At 65.3% G+C, this 22,021-nt stretch carries 25 protein-coding genes; 13 read left to right on the forward strand and 12 right to left on the reverse strand.

The features are described 5' to 3' along the window. From lpxB to ACLSSQ_RS08715, 3 genes are read left to right on the forward strand one after another with little or no spacing between them, the layout of a single operon-like run. Positions 1 to 1,188 (forward strand): lipid-A-disaccharide synthase, encoded by a 1,188-nt coding sequence (gene lpxB / locus ACLSSQ_RS08705; protein WP_014237712.1) that lies wholly within the window; start codon positions 1 to 3, stop codon positions 1,186 to 1,188. Next, positions 1,169 to 1,765, forward strand: a complete 597-nt coding sequence (gene rnhB / locus ACLSSQ_RS08710) for a ribonuclease HII (protein ID WP_014237711.1) — start codon at positions 1,169 to 1,171, stop codon at positions 1,763 to 1,765. The genes lpxB and rnhB overlap by 20 nt, the downstream gene beginning before the upstream one ends. A 3-nt stretch (positions 1,766 to 1,768) precedes the next feature. Further along, a complete protein-coding gene (locus ACLSSQ_RS08715; RefSeq protein WP_014237710.1) occupies positions 1,769 to 2,545 on the forward strand; it encodes a TrmH family RNA methyltransferase in 777 nt (258 codons plus the stop codon). Between the two features lie 117 nt (positions 2,546 to 2,662). On the opposite strand, the gene ACLSSQ_RS08720 is transcribed toward ACLSSQ_RS08715, so the two are convergent. Beyond that, on the reverse strand, positions 2,663 to 3,505 hold the full coding sequence (locus tag ACLSSQ_RS08720) for a pyruvate, water dikinase regulatory protein (protein WP_014237709.1): 843 nt from the start codon (positions 3,503 to 3,505) through the stop codon (positions 2,663 to 2,665). 85 nt (positions 3,506 to 3,590) lie between these two features. Here ACLSSQ_RS08720 and ppsA point away from each other — a divergent pair, with 85 nt between their 5' ends. Beyond that, positions 3,591 to 5,966 carry a phosphoenolpyruvate synthase gene (gene ppsA / locus ACLSSQ_RS08725; protein ID WP_014237708.1) on the forward strand — a complete coding sequence of 792 codons (2,376 nt, stop codon included), beginning with the start codon at positions 3,591 to 3,593 and terminating at the stop codon, positions 5,964 to 5,966. Between the two features lie 199 nt (positions 5,967 to 6,165). Here the strand turns inward: ppsA and ACLSSQ_RS08730 are convergent, their stop codons facing one another. Both ACLSSQ_RS08730 and smpB read right to left on the reverse strand, forming a co-directional pair. Beyond that, a complete protein-coding gene (locus tag ACLSSQ_RS08730; protein ID WP_014237707.1) occupies positions 6,166 to 6,786 on the reverse strand; it encodes a trimeric intracellular cation channel family protein in 621 nt (206 codons plus the stop codon). Continuing rightward, positions 6,786 to 7,232 (reverse strand): SsrA-binding protein SmpB, encoded by a 447-nt coding sequence (smpB, locus tag ACLSSQ_RS08735; RefSeq protein ID WP_014237706.1) that lies wholly within the window; start codon positions 7,230 to 7,232, stop codon positions 6,786 to 6,788. The genes ACLSSQ_RS08730 and smpB overlap by 1 nt, the downstream gene beginning before the upstream one ends. Before the next feature lie 60 nt (positions 7,233 to 7,292). On the opposite strand from smpB, the gene ACLSSQ_RS08740 reads away from it, so the two are divergent. Next, on the forward strand, positions 7,293 to 7,724 hold the full coding sequence (locus ACLSSQ_RS08740; protein WP_014237705.1) for a type II toxin-antitoxin system RatA family toxin: 432 nt from the start codon (positions 7,293 to 7,295) through the stop codon (positions 7,722 to 7,724). Continuing rightward, positions 7,717 to 8,040 carry an RnfH family protein gene (locus ACLSSQ_RS08745; protein WP_014237704.1) on the forward strand — a complete coding sequence of 108 codons (324 nt, stop codon included), beginning with the start codon at positions 7,717 to 7,719 and terminating at the stop codon, positions 8,038 to 8,040. Before ACLSSQ_RS08740 ends, ACLSSQ_RS08745 begins: the two co-directional genes overlap by 8 nt. 50 nt (positions 8,041 to 8,090) lie before the next feature. Here the strand turns inward: ACLSSQ_RS08745 and ACLSSQ_RS08750 are convergent, their stop codons facing one another. Further along, complete coding sequence (locus tag ACLSSQ_RS08750) at positions 8,091 to 8,585, reverse strand: DUF4124 domain-containing protein (protein ID WP_157870641.1); 495 nt, start codon at positions 8,583 to 8,585, stop codon at positions 8,091 to 8,093. Positions 8,586 to 8,652: 67 nt separating this feature from the next. Here ACLSSQ_RS08750 and guaB point away from each other — a divergent pair, with 67 nt between their 5' ends. Further along, on the forward strand, positions 8,653 to 10,113 hold the full coding sequence (gene guaB, locus ACLSSQ_RS08755) for an IMP dehydrogenase (protein ID WP_014237702.1): 1,461 nt from the start codon (positions 8,653 to 8,655) through the stop codon (positions 10,111 to 10,113). A 97-nt stretch (positions 10,114 to 10,210) separates the two neighbouring features. Then, entirely contained in the window at positions 10,211 to 11,845 is a 1,635-nt protein-coding gene (guaA, locus tag ACLSSQ_RS08760; RefSeq protein WP_014237701.1) for a glutamine-hydrolyzing GMP synthase, read from the forward strand. A gap of 89 nt (positions 11,846 to 11,934) precedes the next feature. Here guaA and ACLSSQ_RS08765 read toward each other — a convergent pair whose 3' ends face one another. Next, entirely contained in the window at positions 11,935 to 12,639 is a 705-nt protein-coding gene (locus ACLSSQ_RS08765) for an ankyrin repeat domain-containing protein (protein ID WP_157870640.1), read from the reverse strand. Positions 12,640 to 12,796: 157 nt separating this feature from the next. Here ACLSSQ_RS08765 and ACLSSQ_RS08770 point away from each other — a divergent pair, with 157 nt between their 5' ends. Next, positions 12,797 to 14,743, forward strand: a complete 1,947-nt coding sequence (locus tag ACLSSQ_RS08770; RefSeq protein ID WP_014237699.1) for a PhoX family protein — start codon at positions 12,797 to 12,799, stop codon at positions 14,741 to 14,743. Here the strand turns inward: ACLSSQ_RS08770 and ACLSSQ_RS08775 are convergent. After that, positions 14,740 to 15,273 (reverse strand): GNAT family N-acetyltransferase, encoded by a 534-nt coding sequence (locus tag ACLSSQ_RS08775; protein WP_014237698.1) that lies wholly within the window; start codon positions 15,271 to 15,273, stop codon positions 14,740 to 14,742. The genes ACLSSQ_RS08770 and ACLSSQ_RS08775 overlap by 4 nt on opposite strands. Before the next feature lie 12 nt (positions 15,274 to 15,285). After that, positions 15,286 to 15,729, reverse strand: coding sequence for a winged helix-turn-helix transcriptional regulator (locus ACLSSQ_RS08780; RefSeq protein WP_014237697.1), 444 nt, complete (start codon positions 15,727 to 15,729; stop codon positions 15,286 to 15,288). A 144-nt stretch (positions 15,730 to 15,873) separates the two neighbouring features. Between ACLSSQ_RS08780 and ACLSSQ_RS08785 the strand changes: the two genes are divergently transcribed. Together ACLSSQ_RS08785 and ACLSSQ_RS08790 are read left to right on the forward strand one after the other, a co-directional pair. Next, positions 15,874 to 16,728, forward strand: a complete 855-nt coding sequence (locus ACLSSQ_RS08785; RefSeq protein ID WP_014237696.1) for an SDR family oxidoreductase — start codon at positions 15,874 to 15,876, stop codon at positions 16,726 to 16,728. A gap of 106 nt (positions 16,729 to 16,834) precedes the next feature. Further along, entirely contained in the window at positions 16,835 to 17,155 is a 321-nt protein-coding gene (locus ACLSSQ_RS08790) for a hypothetical protein (protein WP_014237695.1), read from the forward strand. Positions 17,156 to 17,162: 7 nt separating this feature from the next. Here ACLSSQ_RS08790 and ACLSSQ_RS08795 read toward each other — a convergent pair whose 3' ends face one another. Then, positions 17,163 to 17,306, reverse strand: coding sequence for a hypothetical protein (locus tag ACLSSQ_RS08795; protein ID WP_202945971.1), 144 nt, complete (start codon positions 17,304 to 17,306; stop codon positions 17,163 to 17,165). Positions 17,307 to 17,369: 63 nt separating this feature from the next. Further along, a complete protein-coding gene (locus ACLSSQ_RS08800) occupies positions 17,370 to 18,269 on the reverse strand; it encodes a class I SAM-dependent methyltransferase (RefSeq protein ID WP_014237693.1) in 900 nt (299 codons plus the stop codon). A gap of 139 nt (positions 18,270 to 18,408) precedes the next feature. On the opposite strand from ACLSSQ_RS08800, the gene tadA reads away from it, so the two are divergent. Then, the gene (gene tadA / locus ACLSSQ_RS08805; RefSeq protein ID WP_014237692.1) at positions 18,409 to 18,870 is read left to right on the forward strand and encodes a tRNA adenosine(34) deaminase TadA; all 462 of its coding nucleotides are present in this window, start codon (positions 18,409 to 18,411) and stop codon (positions 18,868 to 18,870) included. Beyond that, a complete protein-coding gene (locus ACLSSQ_RS08810) occupies positions 18,867 to 19,349 on the forward strand; it encodes a L,D-transpeptidase (RefSeq protein ID WP_014237691.1) in 483 nt (160 codons plus the stop codon). The genes tadA and ACLSSQ_RS08810 overlap by 4 nt, the downstream gene beginning before the upstream one ends. A gap of 114 nt (positions 19,350 to 19,463) precedes the next feature. Here the strand turns inward: ACLSSQ_RS08810 and ACLSSQ_RS08815 are convergent, their stop codons facing one another. From ACLSSQ_RS08815 to ACLSSQ_RS08825, 3 genes are all read right to left on the reverse strand, one after another. Beyond that, complete coding sequence (locus ACLSSQ_RS08815; RefSeq protein WP_014237690.1) at positions 19,464 to 19,667, reverse strand: cold-shock protein; 204 nt, start codon at positions 19,665 to 19,667, stop codon at positions 19,464 to 19,466. A gap of 329 nt (positions 19,668 to 19,996) precedes the next feature. Continuing rightward, on the reverse strand, positions 19,997 to 20,746 hold the full coding sequence (locus tag ACLSSQ_RS08820) for an NRDE family protein (RefSeq protein ID WP_014237689.1): 750 nt from the start codon (positions 20,744 to 20,746) through the stop codon (positions 19,997 to 19,999). 141 nt (positions 20,747 to 20,887) lie between these two features. Beyond that, a complete protein-coding gene (locus ACLSSQ_RS08825) occupies positions 20,888 to 21,907 on the reverse strand; it encodes a YgfZ/GcvT domain-containing protein (RefSeq protein WP_014237688.1) in 1,020 nt (339 codons plus the stop codon). Between the last annotated feature and the right edge of the window lie 114 nt (positions 21,908 to 22,021).

Below are 22,021 nucleotides of genomic sequence, written 5' to 3' on the forward strand. Positions count from 1 at the left end.
ATGGCGGGCAACGGAATCCGTATCGCCATGGTGGCGGGGGAAGCCTCGGGCGACCTCCTGGCCAGCCATCTGATCAAGGCGCTCAAGCAGCACCTGCCGGACGCCACCTTCTACGGCATCGGCGGCCCCAAGATGTCGGCCCAGGGCTTCGATGCCTGGTGGCCCCTGGAAAAGCTGGCGGTGCGCGGCTATGTGGAAGTGCTCAAGCACTACCGGGAAATCACCGGCATCCGCCGCCAGCTGAAAAAGCGCCTGCTGGAGGAAAAGCCCGATGTCTTCATCGGCGTGGACGCGCCGGATTTCAATCTGGATCTGGAGCGGGGCCTGAAGAACAAGGGCATTCCCGCCATCCACTACGTCAGCCCCTCCATCTGGGCCTGGCGCGGCAAGCGCATCCACAAGATCGCCCGTTCCGTCTCCCGCATGCTCTGCCTGTTCCCCTTCGAGCCGGCCCTGTACGAGGCCAAGGGCGTGCCGGTGGACTACGTGGGCCATCCGGTGGCCGACATGGTGCCCCTGGAGATCAACCGCCAGTCGGCCCGGGAAAAGCTGAACCTGCCCCTGGAGGCGCCGATCTTCGCCTTCCTCCCCGGCAGCCGCCAGTCCGAGCTGGAGTACATGGCGGACACCTTCATCGAGACGGCCAAGCGCATTTACGCCCGCATGCCCAAGGCCCTGTTTCTGGTGCCCCTGGCCACCCGGGAAACCCGCCTGCTGTTCGAGACCGCCATCTACCGCCATCAGGCCCTGGATGTGCCGTTCACCCTGCTCTTCGGCCATTCCCACGATGCCATGGCGGCCGCCGACACGGTGCTGGTGGCCAGCGGCACCGCCACCCTGGAAGCGGCGCTGCTCAAGCGTCCCATGGCCATCGCCTACCGCATGGCGCCTTTCTCCTGGCGCCTCATGAAGCGAATGAAGTACCAGCCCTGGGTGGGCCTGCCCAACATCCTGGCCGGTCAGTTCGTGGTGCCCGAATTCCTGCAGGACGATGCGACGCCGGACAATCTGGCCCAGGCCCTGCTCAACCTGCAGACCGACAAGCTGCTGCGTAGCCGCATCGAGGACGAATTCACCCGCATCCACCTGCAGCTGCGCCAGAACACGGCGGAGAAGGCGGCGGCGGCCATCCTTTCCGTGCTCGGGCGCCGTCCCGTGCGGGCCGACGATGTCCCTGCAGCTGTTTGACGACCTGGTCTGCGGCATCGACGAAGCCGGCCGCGGCCCCCTGGCGGGCAGCGTGGTGGCGGCGGCGGTGATCCTGGACCCGGCCCGGCCTATCGCCGGCCTCAACGACTCGAAAAAGCTGAGCGCGGCGAAGCGCGAGGCCCTGGCCCCGGAAATCCGGGAAAAGGCCCTGGCCTGGTGTGTGGCAGAAGCCTCCGTGGCCGAGATCGACCGTCTTAACATCCTCCACGCCACCATGCTGGCCATGCAGCGGGCCGTGGCCGGCCTTGCCGTGGCGCCCCTGCGGGCCCTGGTGGACGGCAACCGCTGCCCCAAGCTGGCGGTGCCGGCTGAGGCGGTGGTCAAGGGCGACGGCAAGGTGGCCTGCATTGCCGCCGCCTCCATTCTGGCCAAGACGTTCCGGGACGGGGCCATGCTCGACCTGCACCGGCAATACCCCGAATACGGCTTCGACCGCCACATGGGCTACCCAACGGCGGACCATCTGGAGCGCCTGCGGCAGCATGGGCCGAGCCCCATCCACCGGCGCTCCTTCGGCCCGGTGAAGCTGCTGCTGGCCCAGGCCGAGCTGTTCTGAACCATGCGCTTCGTCGAATCCCCCGACAATCCCGCCTACCGCCAGTTGCGGCGCCTCTGCCAGTCCGGCCGGGAGCGGCGCAAGACCGGCTTTTCCGTGCTCGACGGCATGCATCTGCTGACGGCCTACGAGGAACGCTTCCAGAAGGTACGGGAGCTGTTCGTCAGCGAGGCGGCCCGGGACAAGCCCGAAATCGCCGCCTACCTGGCCGCCTCCGCCGGCATCAAGCAGACGGTGCTGAGCGAGCGCCTGTTCGAAGACCTGGGGCTGGTGGATACGCCCACCGGCATCGTCGGCCTCATCAATACCCCGGTGCCCGCCGCCGGCCCCGACGCCCAGGGCGATGCGGTGCTGCTGGACGGCGTGCAGGACCCGGGCAACCTGGGCTCCATCCTGCGCAGCGCCGCCGCCGCCGGTTTCCGCCAGGTGCTGCTGAGCGCGGATTGCGCCCAGGCCTGGGCACCCAAGACCCTGCGGGCGGGGCAGGGCGCCCATTTCCAGACGGTCATCCATGAGAACCAGGACCTCTGCGCCTTCCTGGCCGGCTATGGCGGCAAGGCCGCCGTTACCTGCCTGGGGGCCCAGGGCGACCTCTTCGATGCGGACCTGCGCGGCCCGGTGGCCTGGGTCTTCGGTTCCGAAGGGCAGGGCGTGCGGCCCGCCGTGCTGGCCCTGACCAATGCGCCCCTGGCCATTCCCATGCCGGGGGGCAGCGAATCCCTCAACGTGGCTGCTGCCGCCGCCATCTGCCTGTTCGAGACGGTGCGCCAGCGGCGCTGAGCCGCAGCAGCGAGATCAGTACCTTAAAGCGGCCCGGCCTGAAATGCAGCAGGGGCGCCATTCTTCCCGGCCTATGGCTGGAGAATGGCGCCCCTGCTGCCTTGTAGGGCGACGGGGTTAGAAGCTCAGCCGTTCCAGCTTCACTTCCTGCATGATGGTGGTGGAGATTTCCTCGATGGACTTGGTGGACGAATCTAGCCAGCGGATGTCGTGCTGGCGCATCATTTTTTCCGCCTCCTTGACCTCGTAGCGGCAGTTTTCCAGGGAGGCGTACTTGCTGTTGGGGCGCCGCTCGCTGCGGATCTGATTGAGGCGCTCGGGCTGGATGGTGAGGCCGAACAGCTTCTCCCGGTGCTTGACCAGGCTGTCGGGCATTTTCATGCGCTCGAAGTCTTCCGGAATGAGGGGGAAGTTGGCGGCCTTGACCCCGAACTGCATGGCCAGGTAGAGGCTGGTGGGCGTCTTGCCGCAGCGGGAGACGCCGACGAGAATGACATCGGCCTGCTCCAGCCCCTGGTTGGTGACGCCGTCGTCGTGGGACAGGGTGTAGTTGATGGCCTCGATGCGTTGCTTGTAGTCGTTGGTGTCGATGGAGCCGTGGGTGCGGCCAATGGTGTGGGTGGACTTGACGCCCAGCTCCGCCTCCAGGGGCACGATGAAGGTGTCGAAGAAATTGAGGCAGAGGACGTTGGCCTCGCTCAGGATGCGGTTCAGGTCCCGGTCGATGAGGGTGGAGAAGACGATGGGCCGGGCGCCGTCCAGGATGGTCGCCTCCTTCAGTCGCTCCAGGCATTCCCGGGCCTTGTCCGTGGAATTGACGAAGGGAATCCGCACCATCTTCAGGCGCACACCCTCGAATTGGGTGAGCAGGCTGTGTCCCAGGGTTTCAGCGGTGATGCCCGTGCCATCGGAGATGAAGAAGATGGTGCGGGAGGGGAGATGGGACGGCGCTTGAGTCATGGATTTCCCTAATCGGCGGGTCAAGTGTTGTGGAAGGCGCTAAAATAGCGGTTTCCCGATTTTGAAACAATCTTCAGAGGACTTCATGAGCGATTATGTAATCGGTTTCGACCAGCTGCGCATGACAGATGTGGACCGTGTCGGCGGCAAGAACGCCTCTCTCGGCGAAATGATCAGCCAGCTGGCCAATACCGGTGTGCGGGTTCCCGGCGGTTTCGCCACCACGGCCCATGCCTATCGGGAGTTCCTGGCCCATGAAGGCCTGGCCGCCCGCATCGAGGCTGAACTCTCCAACCTGGACGTGGACAACGTCAATGCCCTGCTGGCTGCCGGTGCCAAGATCCGCCAGTGGATCATCGACACCCCGTTCCCGGCCCAGCTGCAGAACGAGATCAAGGCCCACTACGACGCCCTGATCGCCGATTCCACCGCCGACGCCTCCTTCGCCGTGCGCTCCTCCGCCACCGCCGAGGACCTGCCCGACGCTTCCTTCGCCGGCCAGCAGGAAACCTTCCTCAACATCCACGGCTTCGACAACATCCTTCACGCCATGAAGGAAGTGTTCGCCTCCCTCTATAACGACCGCGCCATCTCCTACCGCGTGCACAAGGGCTTCACCCACGCCGAGGTAGCCCTGTCCGCCGGCGTGCAGCGCATGGTGCGTTCCGACAAGGGTGCCGCCGGCGTGATGTTCACCCTGGATACCGAATCCGGCTTCCGCGACGCCGTCTTCGTCACCGCCTCCTATGGCCTGGGCGAGACCGTGGTGCAGGGCGCCGTGAACCCGGACGAGTTCTACGTGCACAAGCCCATGCTGGCCGCCGGCAAGAAGGCCGTGATCCGCCGCAACCTGGGTTCCAAGCTGATCAAGATGACCTTCTCCGCCGAGAAGGTGGCCGGCAAGTCCACCATCACCGAGGACGTGGCCGAGGCCGAGCGTCACCGTTTCGCCATCAACGATGCCGAAGTGGAAGAGCTGGCCCGCTACGCCATGATCATCGAGAAGCACTACCAGCGTCCCATGGACATCGAGTGGGGCAAGGATGGCGTGGACGGCAAGCTGTACATCCTGCAGGCCCGTCCCGAGACTGTAAAGTCCCAGGAAGGCCACGGCCGCGTCGAGAAGTTCAAGCTCAAGTCCTTCTCCAAGGTGCTGGCCTCCGGCCGCGCCATCGGCCAGAAGATCGGCGTCGGCCCGGTGCGCGTGGTGCACGATCCTTCCGAGATGGACCAGGTCAAGCCCGGCGACGTGCTGGTGGCCGACATGACCGATCCCAACTGGGAGCCGGTGATGAAGCGGGCTTCCGCCATCGTCACCAACCGTGGCGGCCGTACCTGCCACGCCGCCATCATCGCCCGGGAACTGGGCATCCCCGCCATCGTCGGTTGCGGTGACGCCACCGAGACCCTGGCCGAAGGCGAAGTGGTCACCGTCTCCTGCACCGAAGGCGACACCGGCCACGTCTATCGCGGCAAGCTGGACTTCGAGGTCACTTCCCGCGATCTGGGCGCCATGCCCGAGATCAAGACCAAGATCATGATGAACGTGGGCAACCCGGAGCTGGCCTTCGAGTTCTCCCAGCTGCCCAGCGCCGGCGTCGGCCTGGCCCGGGTCGAGTTCGTCATCAACAACGTCATCGGCATCCACCCCAAGGCCATCCTGGAAATCGACCGTCTGCCCGCCTCCAAGCGGGAAGAGATCCTGCGTCGCGCCCGGGGTTACGCCAATCCGGTGGAATTCTTCGTCGAGAAGCTGGCCGAGGGTGTGTCCACCATCGCCGCCGCCTTCTGGCCCAAGCCCGTCATCGTGCGTCTCTCCGACTTCAAGTCCAACGAGTACCGCAAGCTGCTGGGCGGCGACCTCTACGAGCCCGAGGAAGAAAACCCCATGCTGGGCTTCCGCGGTGCCTCCCGCTACATCGCCAGCACCTTCCGCGACTGTTTCGAGATGGAATGCCGGGCCATGAAGAAGGTCCGCGAAGAAATGGGCCTGACCAACGTGGAACTGATGGTGCCCTTCGTGCGCACCGTCGATGAAGGCAAGGGCGTGGTCAGCCTGCTGGCCGAACATGGCCTCAAGCAGGGTGAGAACAATCTCAAGCTGATCATGATGTGCGAGATTCCCTCCAACGCCCTGCTGGCCGACCAGTTCCTGGAAGTGTTCGACGGCTTCTCCATCGGCTCCAACGACCTGACCCAGCTGACCCTGGGCCTGGATCGTGACTCCGGTCTGGTGGCTTCCCTCTTCGACGAGCGGGACCCGGCGGTGAAGACCCTGCTGGCCATGGCCATCGCCTCCGCCAACAAGAAGGGCAAGTACGTCGGTATTTGCGGCCAGGGCCCCTCCGACCATCCGGATCTGGCCGAGTGGCTGATGGACCAGGGCATCTCCTCCATCTCCCTCAACCCGGATACGGTGGTGGACACCTGGACCCGCCTGGGCGCCCACAAGGCCGGCTAAACGAAAAGGGAGCCCCGTCTCCCTGACGACTGCGGAAAAGGCGCCGAGTGCACAACTCGGCGCCTTTTTTCTTGGCATGCCCCGGGAGGTAGAAGGCATGCGGTTTTCCGGATCGGGTGCCTGGAGAGGCGCATCCGTGCTGGCTTGTGGGGGAGATGCTGGGGCGGGACCGAAAATGGCCAGCCACCGCGGCCGGCGGCTAGGTCCGGGCCTTGAAGGTAGGCAGGGAAATCTTGAAGACGATGGCGGCCCAGCGCAGGCCAAAGATCAGCGCCGCCGCCAGCCAGGCGGCCCAGACCGGGGAAACGCCGAGGGCCTGCAGGCCGATCAGCAGCAGGCAGCCGGCCAGGGCGGCCGAGGCGTAGAGTTCGCCGGGAAGGAAGATCAGGGGCACCTGGTTGCAGAAGATGTCCCGCAGTACGCCGCCGAACACCCCGGTGATGACGCCCATGAGGCTGGCCACCAGCCAGGGCGCATGCCAGTGCAGGGCGGCCTGGGTGCCGAGGACGGCGAACAGGGCCAGGGCCAGGGCATCCGGATAGAGGAAAAGGCGAGGGGAGATGGGGCGCCGGCGGACGATGAAAAAGGTGAGAATGCCGGTGGCGAAGGCGGTGATCAGATAGGTCTGGTCCACCACCCAGAAGACATTGCGGTCCAGCAGCAGGTCCCGCACCGTGCCGCCGCCCAGGCCCGTGGCCACCGCCACCATGACCGTGCCGACCAGGTCCATGCCCTTGCGTTCGGCTTCAAAGACGCCGGTGGCGGCACCAACCGCCACGGCCACCAGGCCGACCCAGTAGAGCAGATCGGCCAGCAGCATCAGACCTTGACCCGCATCAGGCGCTGCTTTTCCCGGTCCCAGTCGCGCTGCTTCTCGGTTTCCCGCTTGTCGTGCATCTTCTTGCCCTTGGCCAGGCCCACTTCCACCTTCACCCGGCCCCGGGTGTAGTGCAGGTCCAGGGGGACGAGGGTGAAGCCGGCCCGTTCCACCTTGCCGATGAGCTTGTCGATCTGCTCCCGGTGCAAGAGCAGCTTGCGGGTGCGGGTGGCTTCGGGATGGACGTGGGTGGAGGCGGTGTAGAGGGGCGTCAAATGCATGCCCAGCAGCCAGATTTCGCCGTTCTTGATGACGACGTAGGATTCCTTGAGATTCACCCGTCCGGCACGAATGGCCTTCACTTCCCACCCTTCGAGGGCGAGACCGGCTTCGATCTTCTCCTCGACGAAGTAGTCGTGAAAGGCTTTCTTGTTGGTGGTGATGCTCATTGGGCCGGGCTTTCCGCTAAAATGCGCCATTCTACAAGGATTCCGAGAAAAAGGCCGCCCATGGCCCTGGTGGAAAAATCAGTATTGATCGAGTTTTCGGCCCAGCAGATGTTCGATCTGGTGGACCGGGTGGAGGACTATCCCCAGTTCCTGCCCTGGTGCAGCTCCACGGAACTGAAGTTCCGCGACGGGCAGAAGACGGCGGCGACCCTGCATATCAACTATCACAGCGTCAAAAGCCACTTCACCACCGAGAATGAGAAGGAAATTCCCCTGTGGATGAACATCCGCCTGGTGGATGGTCCCTTCCGCCGCCTCGAGGGGCGCTGGGTATTCAAGCCTCTGGCGGAAAAGGCCTGCAAGATCGAATTCACCCTGAGCTACGAGTTTTCCAGCAAGCTCTTTGAAAAGGTGATCGGTCCCGTCTTCAATCACATTGCCAATACGTTCGTCGAAGCCTTCGTCAAACGTGCGGCCCAGATTTATGGCTGAAAAAATCAACGTCGAAGTCGTCTACGCCCAGCAGCGCAAGCAGGACCTGGTGTCCGTCAAGCTGGAGGAGGGCGCCACCGTGCGCCAGGCCATCGAGGCCTCGGGCCTGCTGGAGAAATATCCGGAAATCGACCTGGCCAAGAACAAGCTGGGCATCTTCGCCAAGCTGGCCAAGGCCGACGGGGTGCTGCGGGACAAGGACCGGGTGGAAATCTACCGCCCCCTCATCGCCGACCCGAAGGAGGTGCGCAAGCAGCGGGCCGCCGAAGGCAAGGTGATGAAGAAGGGAGCCGGGGACGAAGGCTCCGGCGAATGAAAAAGGCGGCTTGAAGCCGCCTTTTTTATCGAATCAGATCTGCTGCAGCGCTATTTGCACCATTCATTGACCGCTTGCTGTGCCTTGGCTGCTTCCGCAGCCCGCTGGCTGTCGTCGAGAATTTCCCGTTCGCCGGCGTCGTTGCGGCGGGCGATGCGCTCTCCGGACTGATAAAGCGCCAGATTGCGGCGGGCTGCATCGCAGTTGTCCTTGCGCTTCTTCTGCTGGGCAGCCTCCTCTTCAGCCTCTTTCGCCTTGTCCTGCCGGATTTTCTGCTGCTGGCGGAATTCCATTTCCTTTTCCGCCAGGCTCTTCGGTGGGGGCGTCTGGACACTGCCGGCAGGAGGCGTATCAATCACCCGTTTCTGCTGCACCTTGCCCACGGGAGGCTTGTCGGACATGACGGTGCGGCCGTTTTCGTCCTTCCAGGTATAAATTTGTGCCAGTGCCGAAGTGGCTGCGAAAAGTAGGGATATGGCAGCGATTCGGGCAATATGGGGACGGTTGCCGGAGGATGTCGCAGGCCGGAATGGGAAGATGGGCATGCCTAGGCTCTTTTCCGAGGGTAATCCAGTCCCGTATAATACGTTTTTGAGACTCCGGATCAAAGCCATGCGTGTAATCCAGAAGGCCTTGACGTTCGACGACGTCCTGCTTGTCCCCGCCCATTCCAACATCCTGCCTCGCGACGTCAGCCTGGCCACCCGCCTGACCCGCAACATCTCCCTGAATCTGCCCCTGGTGTCCGCCGCCATGGACACCGTGACCGAAGCCCGCCTGGCCATCGCCATCGCCCAGGAAGGCGGCATCGGCATTGTGCACAAGAACCTCTCGGCCAAGGCCCAGGCCGCCGAAGTTTCCAAGGTCAAGCGCCACGAAGCCGGCATCCTCAAGGATCCCATCACCATCACCCCCAGCATGACCATCGGTGAAGTGGTGGCCCTGACCCGCCAGCACAAGATTTCCGGCCTGCCGGTCTTGGAAGGCAAGAAGGTGGTGGGTATCGTCACCAACCGGGACCTGCGGTTTGAAGGCAAGCTGGATCAGCCGGTGACCAAGATCATGACCCCCAAGGAGCGCCTGGTCACGGTCAAGGAAGGTGCCAGCATCGAAGAGGCCAAGGAACTGATCCGCGAGCATCGCATCGAGCGCGTGCTGGTGGTCAATGACGACTTCGAACTGAAGGGCCTGATCACCGTCAAGGACATCCTCAAGACCTCCGAGCACCCCCTGGCCAACAAGGACGAAGCCGGTCGCCTGCGCGTTGGCGCCGCCATCGGCGTCGGTGCCGGCACCGAGGAGCGGGCAGAACTGCTGGCCGCCGCCGGTGTGGACGTGCTGATCGTGGACACCGCCCACGGTCATTCCCAGGGTGTGCTGGACCGGGTCAAGTGGGTCAAGCAGAACTTCCCCCATGTGGAAGTGATCGGCGGCAACATCGCCACCGCCGCCGCCGCCCGTGCCCTGGTCGATCACGGCGCTGACGGCGTCAAGGTCGGCATCGGCCCCGGCTCCATCTGCACCACCCGTATCGTGGCCGGCGTCGGCGTGCCCCAGATCACCGCCATCACCAATGTGGCCGAAGCGCTCAAGGGCACCGGCGTGCCCATGATCGCCGACGGCGGCATCCGCTTCTCCGGCGATATCTCCAAGGCCATTGCCGCCGGCGCCAACTGCGTCATGCTGGGCGGCCTGTTTGCCGGTACCGAAGAGGCCCCGGGCGAAGTGGAACTGTTCCAGGGCCGCTCCTACAAGTCCTATCGGGGCATGGGCTCCCTGGGCGCCATGCAGGCCGGCTCCTCCGACCGCTACTTCCAGGACAACACCGCCAACGTGGACAAGCTGGTGCCGGAAGGCGTCGAAGGCCGGGTTCCCTACAAGGGTTCCGTGCTGGCCGTGATCCACCAGCTGATGGGCGGCCTGCGCGCCTCCATGGGCTATGTGGGCTGCGCCACCATCGACCAGATGCGGGAGACCGCCGAGTTTGTCGAGATCACCGCTGCCGGCGTCCGGGAATCCCACGTCCACGACGTGCAGATCACCAAGGAAGCGCCCAACTACCACCAGGACTGATCCTCCGGGACCAAGCAAGGGCGGCCAGTTCCAACTAGGCCGCCCTTTTTCATAGCATCGGCTTCATCGCCCCTATTGCCCACATAGCAGACCCATCATGGCCCACCAGAAAATCCTCATTCTCGACTTCGGTTCCCAGGTCACCCAGCTCATCGCCCGCCGGGTGCGGGAGGCCAAGGTTTTCTGCGAAATCCACCCCTACGACGTGTCGGAAGAGTTCATCCGCAACTACGGCGCCAAGGGCATCATCCTCTCCGGTGGCCCCAGCTCCGTGACCGAGGGCGATACCCCCCGGGCCCCCAAGGTGGTGTTCGAACTGGGCATCCCCGTGCTGGGCATCTGCTACGGCATGCAGACCATGGCCCAGCAGCTGGGCGGCACCGTGATGACCGCCGAAGCCGCCGGCAAGGCCCGGGAATTCGGCTATTCCGAAGTCCGCGCCCACGGCCATACCGCCCTGCTGAAGGACATCGCCGACTTCACCACCCCCGAAGGCCACGGCATGCTCAAGGTGTGGATGAGTCACGGCGATTCCGTCATGGAACTGCCGCCGGGCTTCAAGCTCATGGCTTCCACCCCTTCCTGTCCCATCGCCGGCATGGCCGACGAGGAACGCAAGTTCTACGCCGTCCAGTTCCATCCGGAAGTGACCCACACCGTGAAGGGCCGGGCCATCCTGGAAAGCTTTGTGCACGGCATCTGCGGTTGCGGCACCGACTGGGTCATGGGCGACTACATTGCCGAGGCTGTGGCAGCCATTCGCGCCCAAGTGGGCAGTGAAGAAGTCATCCTGGGCCTCTCCGGCGGCGTCGATTCCAGCGTGGCCGCCGCCCTGATCCACAAGGCCATCGGCGACCAGCTCACCTGCGTCTTCGTGGACCACGGCCTGCTGCGCCTCAACGAAGGCGACATGGTGATGGACATGTTCGCCCGCAACCTGGGCGTCAAGGTCATCCGCGTCGATGCGGTGGACGACTTCATGGGCAAGCTGGCCGGCGTTTCCGACCCGGAACAGAAGCGCAAGATCATCGGCAAGGAATTCGTGGAGGTCTTCCAGGCCGAATCGAAAAAGCTCTCCGCCGCCAAGTGGCTGGCCCAGGGCACCATCTACCCGGACGTGATCGAATCCGCCGGCAAGGGCAAGAAGGGCGCCCACACCATCAAGAGCCACCACAACGTGGGCGGCCTGCCGGAAGACATGCACCTCAAGCTGCTGGAGCCCCTGCGCGAGCTGTTCAAGGACGAGGTGCGGGAACTGGGCGTGGCCCTGGGGCTGCCCCGGGAGATGGTCTACCGCCATCCCTTCCCCGGTCCCGGCCTGGGCGTGCGCATCCTGGGCGAGGTGAAGCAGGAGTACGCCAAGCTGCTGCAGCGGGCCGACGCCATTTTCATCGACGAACTGCGCGCCACCCTGGCCACCGAGCGGGACGTGGCCGCCGGCGCCTGCACCGAGGCCGATATCGGCAAGAGCTGGTACGACCTGACCAGCCAGGCCTTCGCCGTCTTCCTGCCGGTGAAGAGCGTGGGCGTCATGGGCGACGGCCGCACCTACGAAAACGTGGTGGCCCTGCGCGCCGTGGTCACCAGCGACTTCATGACCGCCCACTGGGCCCATCTGCCCTACGAGCTGCTGGGCAAGGTCTCCAACCGCATCATCAACGAAGTCCGCGGCCTCAACCGGGTGGTGTACGACGTCTCCGGCAAACCGCCCGCCACCATCGAGTGGGAGTGAGTGTGCCGTTCTGCCGATAGATATCAGGCAGCCTGGCCCAATAAAAAACCGGACGCGAAGTCCGGTTTTTTTATTCCGAGTCCTGGGGATCAGGTCCGGATGAAGCTCGAATCCGGGTTGAGGCGCGGCATTTCGTCGTCCTGCCGATCCTTCAAGGTCTCCCGCAGGGCACTCACAACTTCGGCATGGCCGTGCTGCTGCGCCAGCATCAGGGCGGTCTGGCCGTCACCGGCCGCCTGGGTCGGATTGGCGCCGGCCTGGAGCAGGGCCTGTACCAGGGGCAGGTGGCCGTTCATGGCGGCCATCGCCAGGGGCAGACGACCCTGTTCGTCCATCTGGTTGGGATCGATCTCCATGGCCAGGACGCGGCGGGCCAGGGACAGGTTGTTCCGTTCTACCGCGCCGCACAGGGCTCGGGTGCCTTCGCTGCTTTTCACCTTGGGCTTGGGCTCCAGGCCGCTCGGCACCAGGCGGGTGACCTGATTCACCAGGGAACCGGCCACCATGAAGCCGAGGGCGATGAGCAGGGGCATGCGCGATACGCCCAGGCCATCGGCCCACTGGTCCGGCAGGTTGGCGCCGACCACCAGCAGGGCGTAGAGCAGGAAAAAGGTGAAGCGGACGTAAAGGAAGAGGGCCAGCAGCACCATCAGGCCGAGGACGGCCACCAGGTAGTTGGTGTTGAGATGCAGGGCCTGGCTCAGGTCGTGGGGCAGGTTGGCCAGCACGGCCAGCAGCAGGACCAGGCCAACGAGCATCCATTCGCGGCGACGGCGGGCTTCAAATTGATCCATGGCGATCACTTGTGTGAAATATTTCACAAAATTGTCCGGCATTATTCTTCCCCCTGCAAGTCTTGCCTGAGCCGTTGGCACCCCCAACCCCTTTCCACCTGTCATGGTTCTGTCACATGGGGCGCGAACAATGGCTCGTTTTCGCCACGAGGCTCCCATGAAAGACTTCGACGACGCCTGTTGCAGCAATGCCAGTCCCAATCCCCATCTTCTCGATCTGACCAGTCCAGGCCGCCGCCAGATGCTGGCCGGCGGCCTGGGAGCCGCTGCCCTGGCCGGCCTGCCCATGCCGGCAGCAGCCGTCAGCGCGGCTTCCGATGCCGGGCGGGCGGCCAAGGTGCCCATTGGTTTCGATCCCATCCCGGTTTCCCAGCTGGATCAGGTACGGGTGCCGGCCGGTTACCGGGCCGAACTGCTCTATGCCTGGGGCGACCCGGTGTCCGACGGCCCCGCCTATCGGGCCGATGGGGGCAACAGTGCCGCCGAGCAGCGCCTGCAGTCCGGCAGCCACCACGACGGCATGCATTTCTTCCCCTTCGTCGAGGGCAGGAAGCTCTCTTCCACTCACGGCCTGATGTGCATCAACCACGAATATACGGACGACGGTCTGCTCCACGCCGGCGGCATGGCCGACTGGTCTGCCGAGAAGGTGGCCAAGTCCCAGGCGGCCCACGGGGTTTCAGTCATCGAAGTGAAGGAGGAGGGCGGCCGCTGGCAGGTGGTACGGCCTTCCGCCTACGCCCGCCGCATCACGGCCCAGAGCGCCATCACCGTCTCCGGCCCGGCCGCCGGCAGTGCCGGCCTGAAAACCGCCCAGGACCCCCACGGCCGGCTCATTTTCGGCACCCTCAACAACTGCGCCATGGGCCATACGCCCTGGGGTACCTACCTGACCTGCGAAGAGAATTTCAACGGCTACTTCAAGGCCGGCAGGAGCGCCACGCCGGACGAGAAACGCTACGGCATCAACGACAAGACCGCTGGCTATCGCTGGCACGAGTTCGACGAGCGCTTCGACGCCGCCAAGCACCCCAATGAGCCCCACCGTTTCGGCTGGGTGGTGGAAATCGATCCGTGGAACCCCATGCAGCCGCCGGTCAAGCGCACCGCCCTGGGCCGCATCAAGCACGAGGGCGCCACCGTGACCCTGGCGGCGGATGGCCGGGTGGTGGTCTACATGGGCGACGACGAGCGCTTCGAGTACATCTACAAGTATGTCTCCAGGGGCATCTACCAGCCCGGCGACCGGGCTGCCAACGCCAGCCTGCTGGACGAAGGCACCCTGTACGTGGCCAAGTTCGGCGAGGAGGGTAAGGGGCGCTGGGTGGCCCTGGAACACGGCAAGAACGGCCTTACGGCGGAAAACGGCTTTGCCGACCAGGCCCAGGTGCTGATCCGTACCCGCCAGGCCGCCGACCAGGTGAGCGCCACCAAAATGGACCGGCCCGAGTGGATCGCCGTCCATCCCAAGAGCGGCGAGGTCTATGTTTCCCTCACCAACAACGTCAAGCGCGGTACCAGTGAAGTGCCCGGGCTCAATGCCGCCAATCCCCGGGCCGACAACGTCTTCGGCCACATCGTGCGTTGGCGCGAGACCCCGGCCAAAGGCCGGCACGACGCCGGCAGCCTGGACTTCGAGTGGGACATTTTCCTCCTGGCCGGCGACCCCCAGCATCCGGAGGCTTCCCGCCGCGGCAACATCAAGGGCGATGCCTTCGGCAGCCCGGATGGCCTGTGGTTCGACGCCGCCGGCCGCCTGTGGATCCAGACCGACGTTTCCACCAGCGTCCTCAACCAGGGCGACTACGCCCGCCTGGGCAACAACCAGATGCTCGTGGCCGACGTGGCGACGGGCCAGGTCAAGCGCTTCCTCACCGGGCCCAAGGGCTGCGAGATCACCGGCATCACCAGCACGCCGGACGGGCGGACCCTGTTCGTCAATATCCAGCACCCGGGGGAGCCGGCCAGCGAGCGTTCCGAGCCGGCCAAGGCCACCGCCATTTCCCACTGGCCCCACAGCCAGTTCCCGGAAACGCCGGCCGGCCGGCCCCGTTCCGGCACCGTGGTGATCCGGCGCGAAGACGGTGGCGTGGTGGGGGGCTAGGGCAGCAGCTTGGGAGCCAGGGGGCGGACCAGGTAGGCCGCTCCCGGCCCGTAGGAGGAAAGATCGGGCGCTACCTGCCCGGGAACGAAGCCGTGACGGGCCCAGTAGGGCACGGAGCCCTGGACGGCAATCAGGCTGGCCCACCGCAGGCGGCCATGCCGGAACTCGGCTTTCTGTGCGGCCTTCATGGCATGGGCCGTCATGCGGGCCGCCAGCCCTGCCCCCCGGGCCAGGGGGCTGACGGCCATGTCATGCAGGTGCAGGGTGTCGGCGCCATCCCCTTGGCTACCGCCGCCGTCGCCAAGACAGGGCGGGCGGCCCAGGCGGGCGGGCTGGGTGAAAAGGTAGGCGGCCAGTTCGCCGTCCGCCATCTGCGCCACCCAGCACCAGTCCGGAAAGGCCGCCAGTTTGCCGCGAAAGACGGCTTCGTCCTCATGGAAGAAGGGCGCGTAGGCCCGGGCCTGGAGCGCCAGCACGGCGGGCAGGTCGGCCCCTTGCATGGGGCGCAGGCGGAAGTTGCTGGAGGTCATGGTCGCGAGCCCCTATTTGGGGCGGTTGGCGGACTTGTCCCGCTGCACCGTCTCCCGGGCAGCCAGGATGTCCGCCAGGTTGCCCTCGATCCAGTCCGCCAGGGCCTGGACCCGCGCCCCGGCCTCCCGGCCCAGGCCCGTCAGGCTGTATTCCACATGGGGCGGCACCACCGGGAAGGCCTGGCGCCGCACCAGACCGTCGGCCTCCAGCCATTGCAGGGTCTGGGCCAGCATGCGTTCGCTGACGCCGGCCACCTTGCGCCGCAGGTCGCTGAAGCGGTGGGTGCCCTCCAGCAGGGCCACCAGCACCAGCACGCCCCAGCGGCTGGTGACGTGCTGCAGTACTTCCCGGGAGGGGCAGCGGTCGGAAAAGACGTCGCCCCGGCGCATCAGTTCGGCCAGGGTCGGTGTCTCGGCGGGAGTGGGGGCCGGAACGGCGAGTGGGGAGGAGGGCATGGGTACTTACCTTTGTGTGCGTACTTATTTTTAGTTTGTATGGTTGCTATTCTCCCATTTCCCTTGGCAAAACCCAAGCCCGGGGCGGGAGGCGGCCAGTGGCCAATGCTTTCCGCCTCCAACCAGAGAAGAAGGAGCAATTCCATGATCGTCGTTACCGGCACCACCGGCCAACTGGGCCGCCTGGTCATCCAGTCCCTGCTGCAACGGCAGGTTCCCGCCAGCCGCATCGTCGCCGCCGTGCGCAACCCGGCCAAGGCCGCCGACCTGGCGGCCCAGGGCATCGTCGTGCGCCAGGCCGACTACAGCCAACCGGAAAGCCTGCGTACCGCTTTCGCTGGTGCCGAGAAGGTGCTGCTCATTTCCTCCAGCGAAGTGGGCCAGCGCCTGCCCCAGCACCGCAATGCCATCGAGGCCGCCCAGGCAGCCGGCGTGGGCCTGCTGGCCTACACCAGCCTGCTGCATGCCGATACCTCGCCCCTCGGGCTGGCGGAAGAGCATCGTCAGAGCGAAGCCCTGCTGCGCCAGTCCGGACTGCCCCACGTGATCCTGCGCAACGGCTGGTACACCGAGAACTACCTGGCCAGCGTCGCTCCGGCCCTGCAGCACGGCGCCTACATCGGCGCCGCCGGCGAGGGGCGCATCGCCTCGGCGGCCCGGGCCGACTATGCCGAGGCGGCCGCTGCCGTCCTCACCCAGCCCGATCAGGCCGGCAAGGTCCATGAACTGGCCGGGGACACGGCCTACACCCTGGCCGATCTGGCCGCCGCCATCACCCGCCTGAGCGGCAGGGCCGTGCCCTATGTGAACCTGAGTCAGGCCGATTTCGAGGCCGCCCTGCTCAAGGCCGGCCTGCCGGCGCCCCTGGCGGCCCTGCTGGCCGACTCCGATGCCGCTGCGGCCCGGGGCGCCCTGTTCGACGACCAGCACCAGCTGAGCCGCCTCATCGGCCGTCCCACCACGTCGCTGGAGGCCCTGCTGCCGTCCGTGCTGGGCTGACGACGTCTGCGCCCGTCTCTCCCAGGCCGTCCCGGGGTTACGCCCCGGGGCGGCTTTTTTGCGCCCATCGTCTATAATTTAGATAACGTTATCAAAATTAACTGCCATGGACGACGCCAATCCGGAACAACGCCCCAGCCGGGGACGGCCCCGTAGCCGCTATGCGGAACGCAGTGAGCAGGTGAAGCAGAACATGCGCCTCTACCGGGCCCGCCAGGCGGCAGAACAGGCGGCCCTGGGGCGGGCCCTGGAAGGCTTGCTGCAAGCGGTTTCCAGCGGCGACCTGCAGAGTAGCTTCGCCGCCGGCGCCGCCGTGGCCGGCATCTGGCAGGAAAGCCTGATGCGCTCCCGCTTCCTGGGGGAGGGCAAAAACAAATCGCCGAAGCGCCGGAAAAATCCGGACGGTTCGGCGACTGGGGCGGCGTGAAGCCAGATCAGGCGGCGGGCACGGCAGGCGGGGCGTCGTCGTTGGCGGCGCCTTCGCTGCCCTCAGCCGGCTCCTGATTTTCCGGAGTGTCGTCCGGCAGGCCTTCCTGCTTGCGGCGCAGCTTTTCCTCCTTTTTCCTTTTCTTGGCCAATTCCCTCTGGCGTTTTTCAAACTGAAAATTGGTTTTGGCCAACTGGATTCCTTCGCGGGTCTACTACGTTGATGATTCGGAATGTGCCGTCCGGTCGGGCACAGCGGTGAAGAAGCGGGACTGCATCTCTTCCAGTCCCAGGCTTTGCAGCAGTTCGTTGAGGCGCTCGGCGGGCTTGCGCCGGGGCAGGTTCTTGTAGGTGGCGATGATCAGCTCGTTTTTCATGGAATGCTCCCAGCCCACCAGTTCGGTCACCCGGACCTGGTAGCCGTGGGCCTCCAACTGCAGGCAGCGCAGCACGTTGGTCAGCTGGCTGCCGAATTCCCGGGTGTGGATGGGGTGGCGCCAGATTTCCGTCAGCACCGTCTGGCCCAGGGACTTGCCCTTGTTCTTGTTCAGCACCGCCGCCACTTCCGCTTGGCAGCAGGGCACCAGGACGATGAAACGGGCCTGCTTTTCCAGGGCGAAGCGGATGGCGTCGTCCGTGGCCGTGTTGCACGCATGCAGGGCCGTGACCATGTCCACCCGGGGCGGCAGCAGGGGCGAGGTGATGGAGTCGGCCACCGACAGGTTGTGGAATTCCATGCCGGGAAAGCCCAGCCGTTGGGCCAGTTCCCGGGATTTGCCCACCAGTTCGTCCCGGGTCTCGATGCCGACGATGCGGGCCAGGGGGGCGCCAGACTTGAAGAACAGGTCGTACAGAATGAAGCCCAGGTAGCTCTTGCCGGCGCCGTGGTCCACCAGGGTGAATTCCGGCTTGTCCTGCAGCAGCTCGAGCAGCAGGGGCTCGATGAACTGGTACAGGTGGTAGACCTGCTTCAGCTTGCGCCGGCTGTCCTGGTTCATCTTGCCGTCCCGGGTCAGGATGTGCAGTTCCTTGAGCAGATCGAGGGACTGGCCGGGGCGGATTTCCGGCATGGAGGCGGCGGCAGGGGCGGGCGTGGCTTTGGCTTTTGCAGGCATGGCGAAACGGGAGGCAGCGTGAGGCGAAGGGGCGATTATAGGCGCTGGGCCCGCAGGCCATGAGGTAAACTATGGGCCTGCTTCGATTCGCTGCCGCCTTTTTCCCTTATTTCGCCTCTTTGCCGTCCTTTTTCCGCCCATGACCGACGAATTTTTCATGCGTGAAGCCCTGTCCCAGGCCGTGGCTGCCGGCTGCCTGGGGGAGGTGCCGGTGGGCGCCGTCGTCGTGCGGGAAGGCGTCATCGTCGGCCGGGGTTTCAATTCGCCCATCGGCGACAGCGATCCCACGGCCCACGCCGAAGTGGCGGCCCTGCGGGATGCGGCCCGCAACCTGGGCAATTACCGGCTGCCCGGCTGCGAGCTGTTCGTCACCCTGGAGCCCTGCGCCATGTGTGCCGGCGCCATCATGCATTCCCGCATCGCCCGGGTGGTTTATGGCGCCCGGGACCCCAAGACCGGCGTGCACGCCAGCGTGCTCGACCTGTTCGCGGTGGACCAGCTCAACCACCACACGGAAATCGTCGGCGGCGTCCTGGCCGACGAATGCGGCCAGCTGCTCTCCCGTTTCTTTGCCGAACGGCGCAAGGCGGCCAAGGCATGAAACTGCGCGTCTCCCTCGGGCGCCAGGTCCTGGAACTGCTGGACGATCAGGGCCGGGTGCTGCGCGGCTATCCCGTCTCCACCTCGGCCAGGGGCGCGGGGGAGGAGAGCGGCAGCTTCTGTACCCCCCGGGGCCGCCATTACGTGCGGGCCAAGATCGGCGAGGGCCTGCCGGCCCATGCCGTATTCCGCGGCCGCCGCTTCACCGGCGAAATCTGCACGCCGGAACTGGCTGCCGCCATGCCGGAGCGGGACTGGATTCTCTCCCGCATTCTCTGGCTCTGTGGCCGGGAGCCAGGCTTCAACCGGCTCGGCCCGGTGGATACCATGGCCCGCTACATCTACATCCATGGCACGGCGGACGAGGCCGCCCTGGGCACGCCGGCGTCCCACGGCTGCATCCGCATGGGCAATGCGGACATCGTCGATCTTTTCGAGCGGGTCCCGGCGTTTACGGAAGTGGATATCGTCGAGGATTGAGCTTTTGGGACTGGGGCTGTGCAGATGGAAATTCCAAAAGCGGTGCCACGGCCGGCACCATGAAAAAAGCCCCGCAGTGCGGGGCTTTTTTTACAACCGTTCAGCGAACCTGGATTACAGGGGCTGAATGTTGGTTGCCTGGGGGCCCTTTTGGCCTTGACCGGCGACGAAGTTAACCTTCTGGCCTTCGCTCAGGGACTTGAAGCCGTCAGCCTTGATTTCGGAGAAGTGGGCGAACAGATCGGGGCCGCCATTGTCCGGGGTGATGAAGCCGAAGCCCTTAGCGTCGTTGAACCACTTAACGGTACCAGTTTCCATTTTGTATTCCTTAAAAACAGCTTAAAAAATGAGCAGATGCTCGAGGCGCGCAATAATCAAGGGAGACTACATGGAACAATGGAGTACCACTATGCAGAGGGACAACGATGAACTTGAATCTGGAACTTGAAGATTTAGCCCGATCCGTTATACGCACCCCCCAAGGGGCTGTCAAACGATTCTTGGAAAAATGCCGATTTATTTGATGTCGAGGCACCTCGGCATGGGCAATAGCCATCGTGCCTGCCGATGGCCCGGTGGATGACGCCGCGCCACCAAAGGCCTTCAGCCGGCAGCGGCGGCCCCCTTAACAGGACGCCCGGGTCATCCTAGTCAGCCTGGAAGTGCCGCTGCACTTCGCCGCTGGGGCCGGCGGCGTTGAAACTGCGCTCCGTCAGGCAGACCTCTCCCTGCCGATCCACCGTCAGGACGGTGGAGGCCCGGGTGCCGTATGCCGGTGACTGGACGAAGATGGCGGAGAGCATTCTTTCCCATTCCAGGGAGACGCCCGTATCCGGCAGGTGCTCGTCGGGCCAGCGGGTGGGATCTGCCAGCAGATGGAACAGGGGTTCGGTCTCCGGCAGGGCCTGCAGGGCCTCGCTGAAACGGGCCTTGGCCGCCACCAGCTTGGGCCAGGGGGTTTCCAGGAGATGGTTGGAAAGGCCGTAGATGCCGGGCGGAAGTTCCTGGATGCGGCCCTGCCGGTTGGAGTAGTAACAGAGGCTGTCCCGGTCGGCGAGAAACAGGTTGAAGCCGCCGTAGGCCCCGCCGTCCAGTCCGGAGAGGAAGTCCCGGGGCGAGAGGTCGCCGGCCAGATAGTCCCGGGTCAGGTCGCCCCGGGAGCGCTGGCCTTCGGGAGCCTTGGGATCCCGGTAGTTGGTGACGGCGGCAAAGCGCCGCCGCCGGTCGATGCCGAGCCAGGTGCCGCCGGCCTGCAGGTCCCTTCCGGCCAGGATGCCGGGCTGGTCGCTCCAGAAATCGGCGGCCAGGGTGGGGCGCGCATGGAATTCATCCCGGTTGGCACAAACCGCCAGGGGGTAATCCGGATGGGTCTGCCAGGCGAGGAGGATGAGGCACATGGGAAGGATTTTTGGCCACAGAGAGCACAGAGGGAAAAGCGGGTGTGCGCCAAAAGGACAACGGCGCCAGTTCAGCCTGCCGGGGTCAAAATACCCGGGGTTTAACTCTGTGTTCTCTGTGCGCTCTGTGGCAATGGTTTTTTAGTAGGGCAGGGGCAGCAGTTCCAGCACCGGGCCGTCCGGGCCGCCGGCATGCACCGGGCCGCCACTGGCGCAGTTTTCCGGGATCACTGCCAGCAGCTCCCAGCTGCCGTCCGCTGCCGGTGCCCCATTGACCACGGTACCGCCGTGGTTCTCGTCGGCCAGGGTGGAGAAAAGGGCGTCGCCAGCCCGGACCGGAGCAGCCACCTTGGCGCGGAAGAGGGAGCGCTTGACCTTGCCCAGGTACTGGGTGCGGGCAACGATTTCCTGGCCCGGGTAGCAGCCCTTGTGGAAGCTGACGCCGCCGATGCGTTCGAAATTGGCCATCTGGGGCACGAAGGCTTCCTGGGTGGGGCCGCTGATGTGGGGAATGCCGGCCTGGATCTGCAGCCATTGCCATACCGGCGTGCCCACGGGGCGGGCACCGGCGGCCAGGGCTGCCCACAGGCTGGGCGCGGCGGCCACGGCCACGGCGATTTCGAAGCGCTCCTTGCCTTCCAGGCGGATCACCTTGCCCGCCGGCGCTTCCAGTGCTTCCAGGGGCTGGGCCGGCACCGGCAAAGCGGCCTGGGCCAGCAGGGCGGCGCTGCCCGGTCCGGCCAGGCCGATCAGGGCCACTTCGTCGCTGCGACTGGTGATCTGCACCTTGGCCCGCAGCACAAACATCTGCAGGCGCTTCTGGATGGCGGGCTGCAGTTCGGCAGCCAGCTGCACCTGGTAGGCGTCGCCTTCCTTCCACAGCAGGAAGCTGGCCAGCATGCGGCCCTTGGCGGTACACCAGGCGGAATGCTGGGCCGCTTCGGCTTTCAGGTGGTTCACATCGCTGGTCACCTGGTTGTGCAGGAAGGACTTGGCATCCTCGCCGCCGACGGCGATCAGGCCCAGGTGGGAAAGGGGAGCCAGCACCGGTCCGTTGAGGGCGGCCTGGCGTTCGCCGGCGGCATCGCCGAAATCGGTGACCAGATCGGCGTCGAACTTGGCGCCAGCCGTTTCCAGGGTGTTTTTCCAGAGAGCGTTCATGGGGATTTCCGTGGCAATTGGGGGAAAGTTAAGGGTTTTCGTGAGTCGCTTGTCGGAAACGGTCGGCCATCGGGGGCCGGCTCGTACAGCAGGTCCGCGTCGTCATTGGCCGGC

The sequence above is a fragment of the Azospira sp. APE16 genome (assembly GCF_047901315.1).
In the GTDB taxonomy this organism is placed as follows: domain Bacteria; phylum Pseudomonadota; class Gammaproteobacteria; order Burkholderiales; family Rhodocyclaceae; genus Azospira; species Azospira oryzae.

What these genes read in the sequence shown, in the direction of transcription:
- lpxB (WP_014237712.1), top strand. Translation starts at nt 1, where the DNA reads ATGGCGGGCAACGGAATCCGTATCGCCATGGTGGCGGGGGAAGCCTCG.
- rnhB (WP_014237711.1), top strand. Translation starts at nt 1,169, where the DNA reads ATGTCCCTGCAGCTGTTTGACGACCTGGTCTGCGGCATCGACGAAGCC.
- ACLSSQ_RS08715 (WP_014237710.1), top strand. Translation starts at nt 1,769, where the DNA reads ATGCGCTTCGTCGAATCCCCCGACAATCCCGCCTACCGCCAGTTGCGG.
- ACLSSQ_RS08720 (WP_014237709.1), bottom strand. Translation starts at nt 3,505, where the DNA reads ATGACTCAAGCGCCGTCCCATCTCCCCTCCCGCACCATCTTCTTCATC.
- ppsA (WP_014237708.1), top strand. Translation starts at nt 3,591, where the DNA reads ATGAGCGATTATGTAATCGGTTTCGACCAGCTGCGCATGACAGATGTG.
- ACLSSQ_RS08730 (WP_014237707.1), bottom strand. Translation starts at nt 6,786, where the DNA reads ATGCTGCTGGCCGATCTGCTCTACTGGGTCGGCCTGGTGGCCGTGGCG.
- smpB (WP_014237706.1), bottom strand. Translation starts at nt 7,232, where the DNA reads ATGAGCATCACCACCAACAAGAAAGCCTTTCACGACTACTTCGTCGAG.
- ACLSSQ_RS08740 (WP_014237705.1), top strand. Translation starts at nt 7,293, where the DNA reads ATGGCCCTGGTGGAAAAATCAGTATTGATCGAGTTTTCGGCCCAGCAG.
- ACLSSQ_RS08745 (WP_014237704.1), top strand. Translation starts at nt 7,717, where the DNA reads ATGGCTGAAAAAATCAACGTCGAAGTCGTCTACGCCCAGCAGCGCAAG.
- ACLSSQ_RS08750 (WP_157870641.1), bottom strand. Translation starts at nt 8,585, where the DNA reads ATGCCCATCTTCCCATTCCGGCCTGCGACATCCTCCGGCAACCGTCCC.
- guaB (WP_014237702.1), top strand. Translation starts at nt 8,653, where the DNA reads ATGCGTGTAATCCAGAAGGCCTTGACGTTCGACGACGTCCTGCTTGTC.
- guaA (WP_014237701.1), top strand. Translation starts at nt 10,211, where the DNA reads ATGGCCCACCAGAAAATCCTCATTCTCGACTTCGGTTCCCAGGTCACC.
- ACLSSQ_RS08765 (WP_157870640.1), bottom strand. Translation starts at nt 12,639, where the DNA reads ATGGATCAATTTGAAGCCCGCCGTCGCCGCGAATGGATGCTCGTTGGC.
- ACLSSQ_RS08770 (WP_014237699.1), top strand. Translation starts at nt 12,797, where the DNA reads ATGAAAGACTTCGACGACGCCTGTTGCAGCAATGCCAGTCCCAATCCC.
- ACLSSQ_RS08775 (WP_014237698.1), bottom strand. Translation starts at nt 15,273, where the DNA reads ATGACCTCCAGCAACTTCCGCCTGCGCCCCATGCAAGGGGCCGACCTG.
- ACLSSQ_RS08780 (WP_014237697.1), bottom strand. Translation starts at nt 15,729, where the DNA reads ATGCCCTCCTCCCCACTCGCCGTTCCGGCCCCCACTCCCGCCGAGACA.
- ACLSSQ_RS08785 (WP_014237696.1), top strand. Translation starts at nt 15,874, where the DNA reads ATGATCGTCGTTACCGGCACCACCGGCCAACTGGGCCGCCTGGTCATC.
- ACLSSQ_RS08790 (WP_014237695.1), top strand. Translation starts at nt 16,835, where the DNA reads ATGGACGACGCCAATCCGGAACAACGCCCCAGCCGGGGACGGCCCCGT.
- ACLSSQ_RS08800 (WP_014237693.1), bottom strand. Translation starts at nt 18,269, where the DNA reads ATGCCTGCAAAAGCCAAAGCCACGCCCGCCCCTGCCGCCGCCTCCATG.
- tadA (WP_014237692.1), top strand. Translation starts at nt 18,409, where the DNA reads ATGACCGACGAATTTTTCATGCGTGAAGCCCTGTCCCAGGCCGTGGCT.
- ACLSSQ_RS08810 (WP_014237691.1), top strand. Translation starts at nt 18,867, where the DNA reads ATGAAACTGCGCGTCTCCCTCGGGCGCCAGGTCCTGGAACTGCTGGAC.
- ACLSSQ_RS08815 (WP_014237690.1), bottom strand. Translation starts at nt 19,667, where the DNA reads ATGGAAACTGGTACCGTTAAGTGGTTCAACGACGCTAAGGGCTTCGGC.
- ACLSSQ_RS08820 (WP_014237689.1), bottom strand. Translation starts at nt 20,746, where the DNA reads ATGTGCCTCATCCTCCTCGCCTGGCAGACCCATCCGGATTACCCCCTG.
- ACLSSQ_RS08825 (WP_014237688.1), bottom strand. Translation starts at nt 21,907, where the DNA reads ATGAACGCTCTCTGGAAAAACACCCTGGAAACGGCTGGCGCCAAGTTC.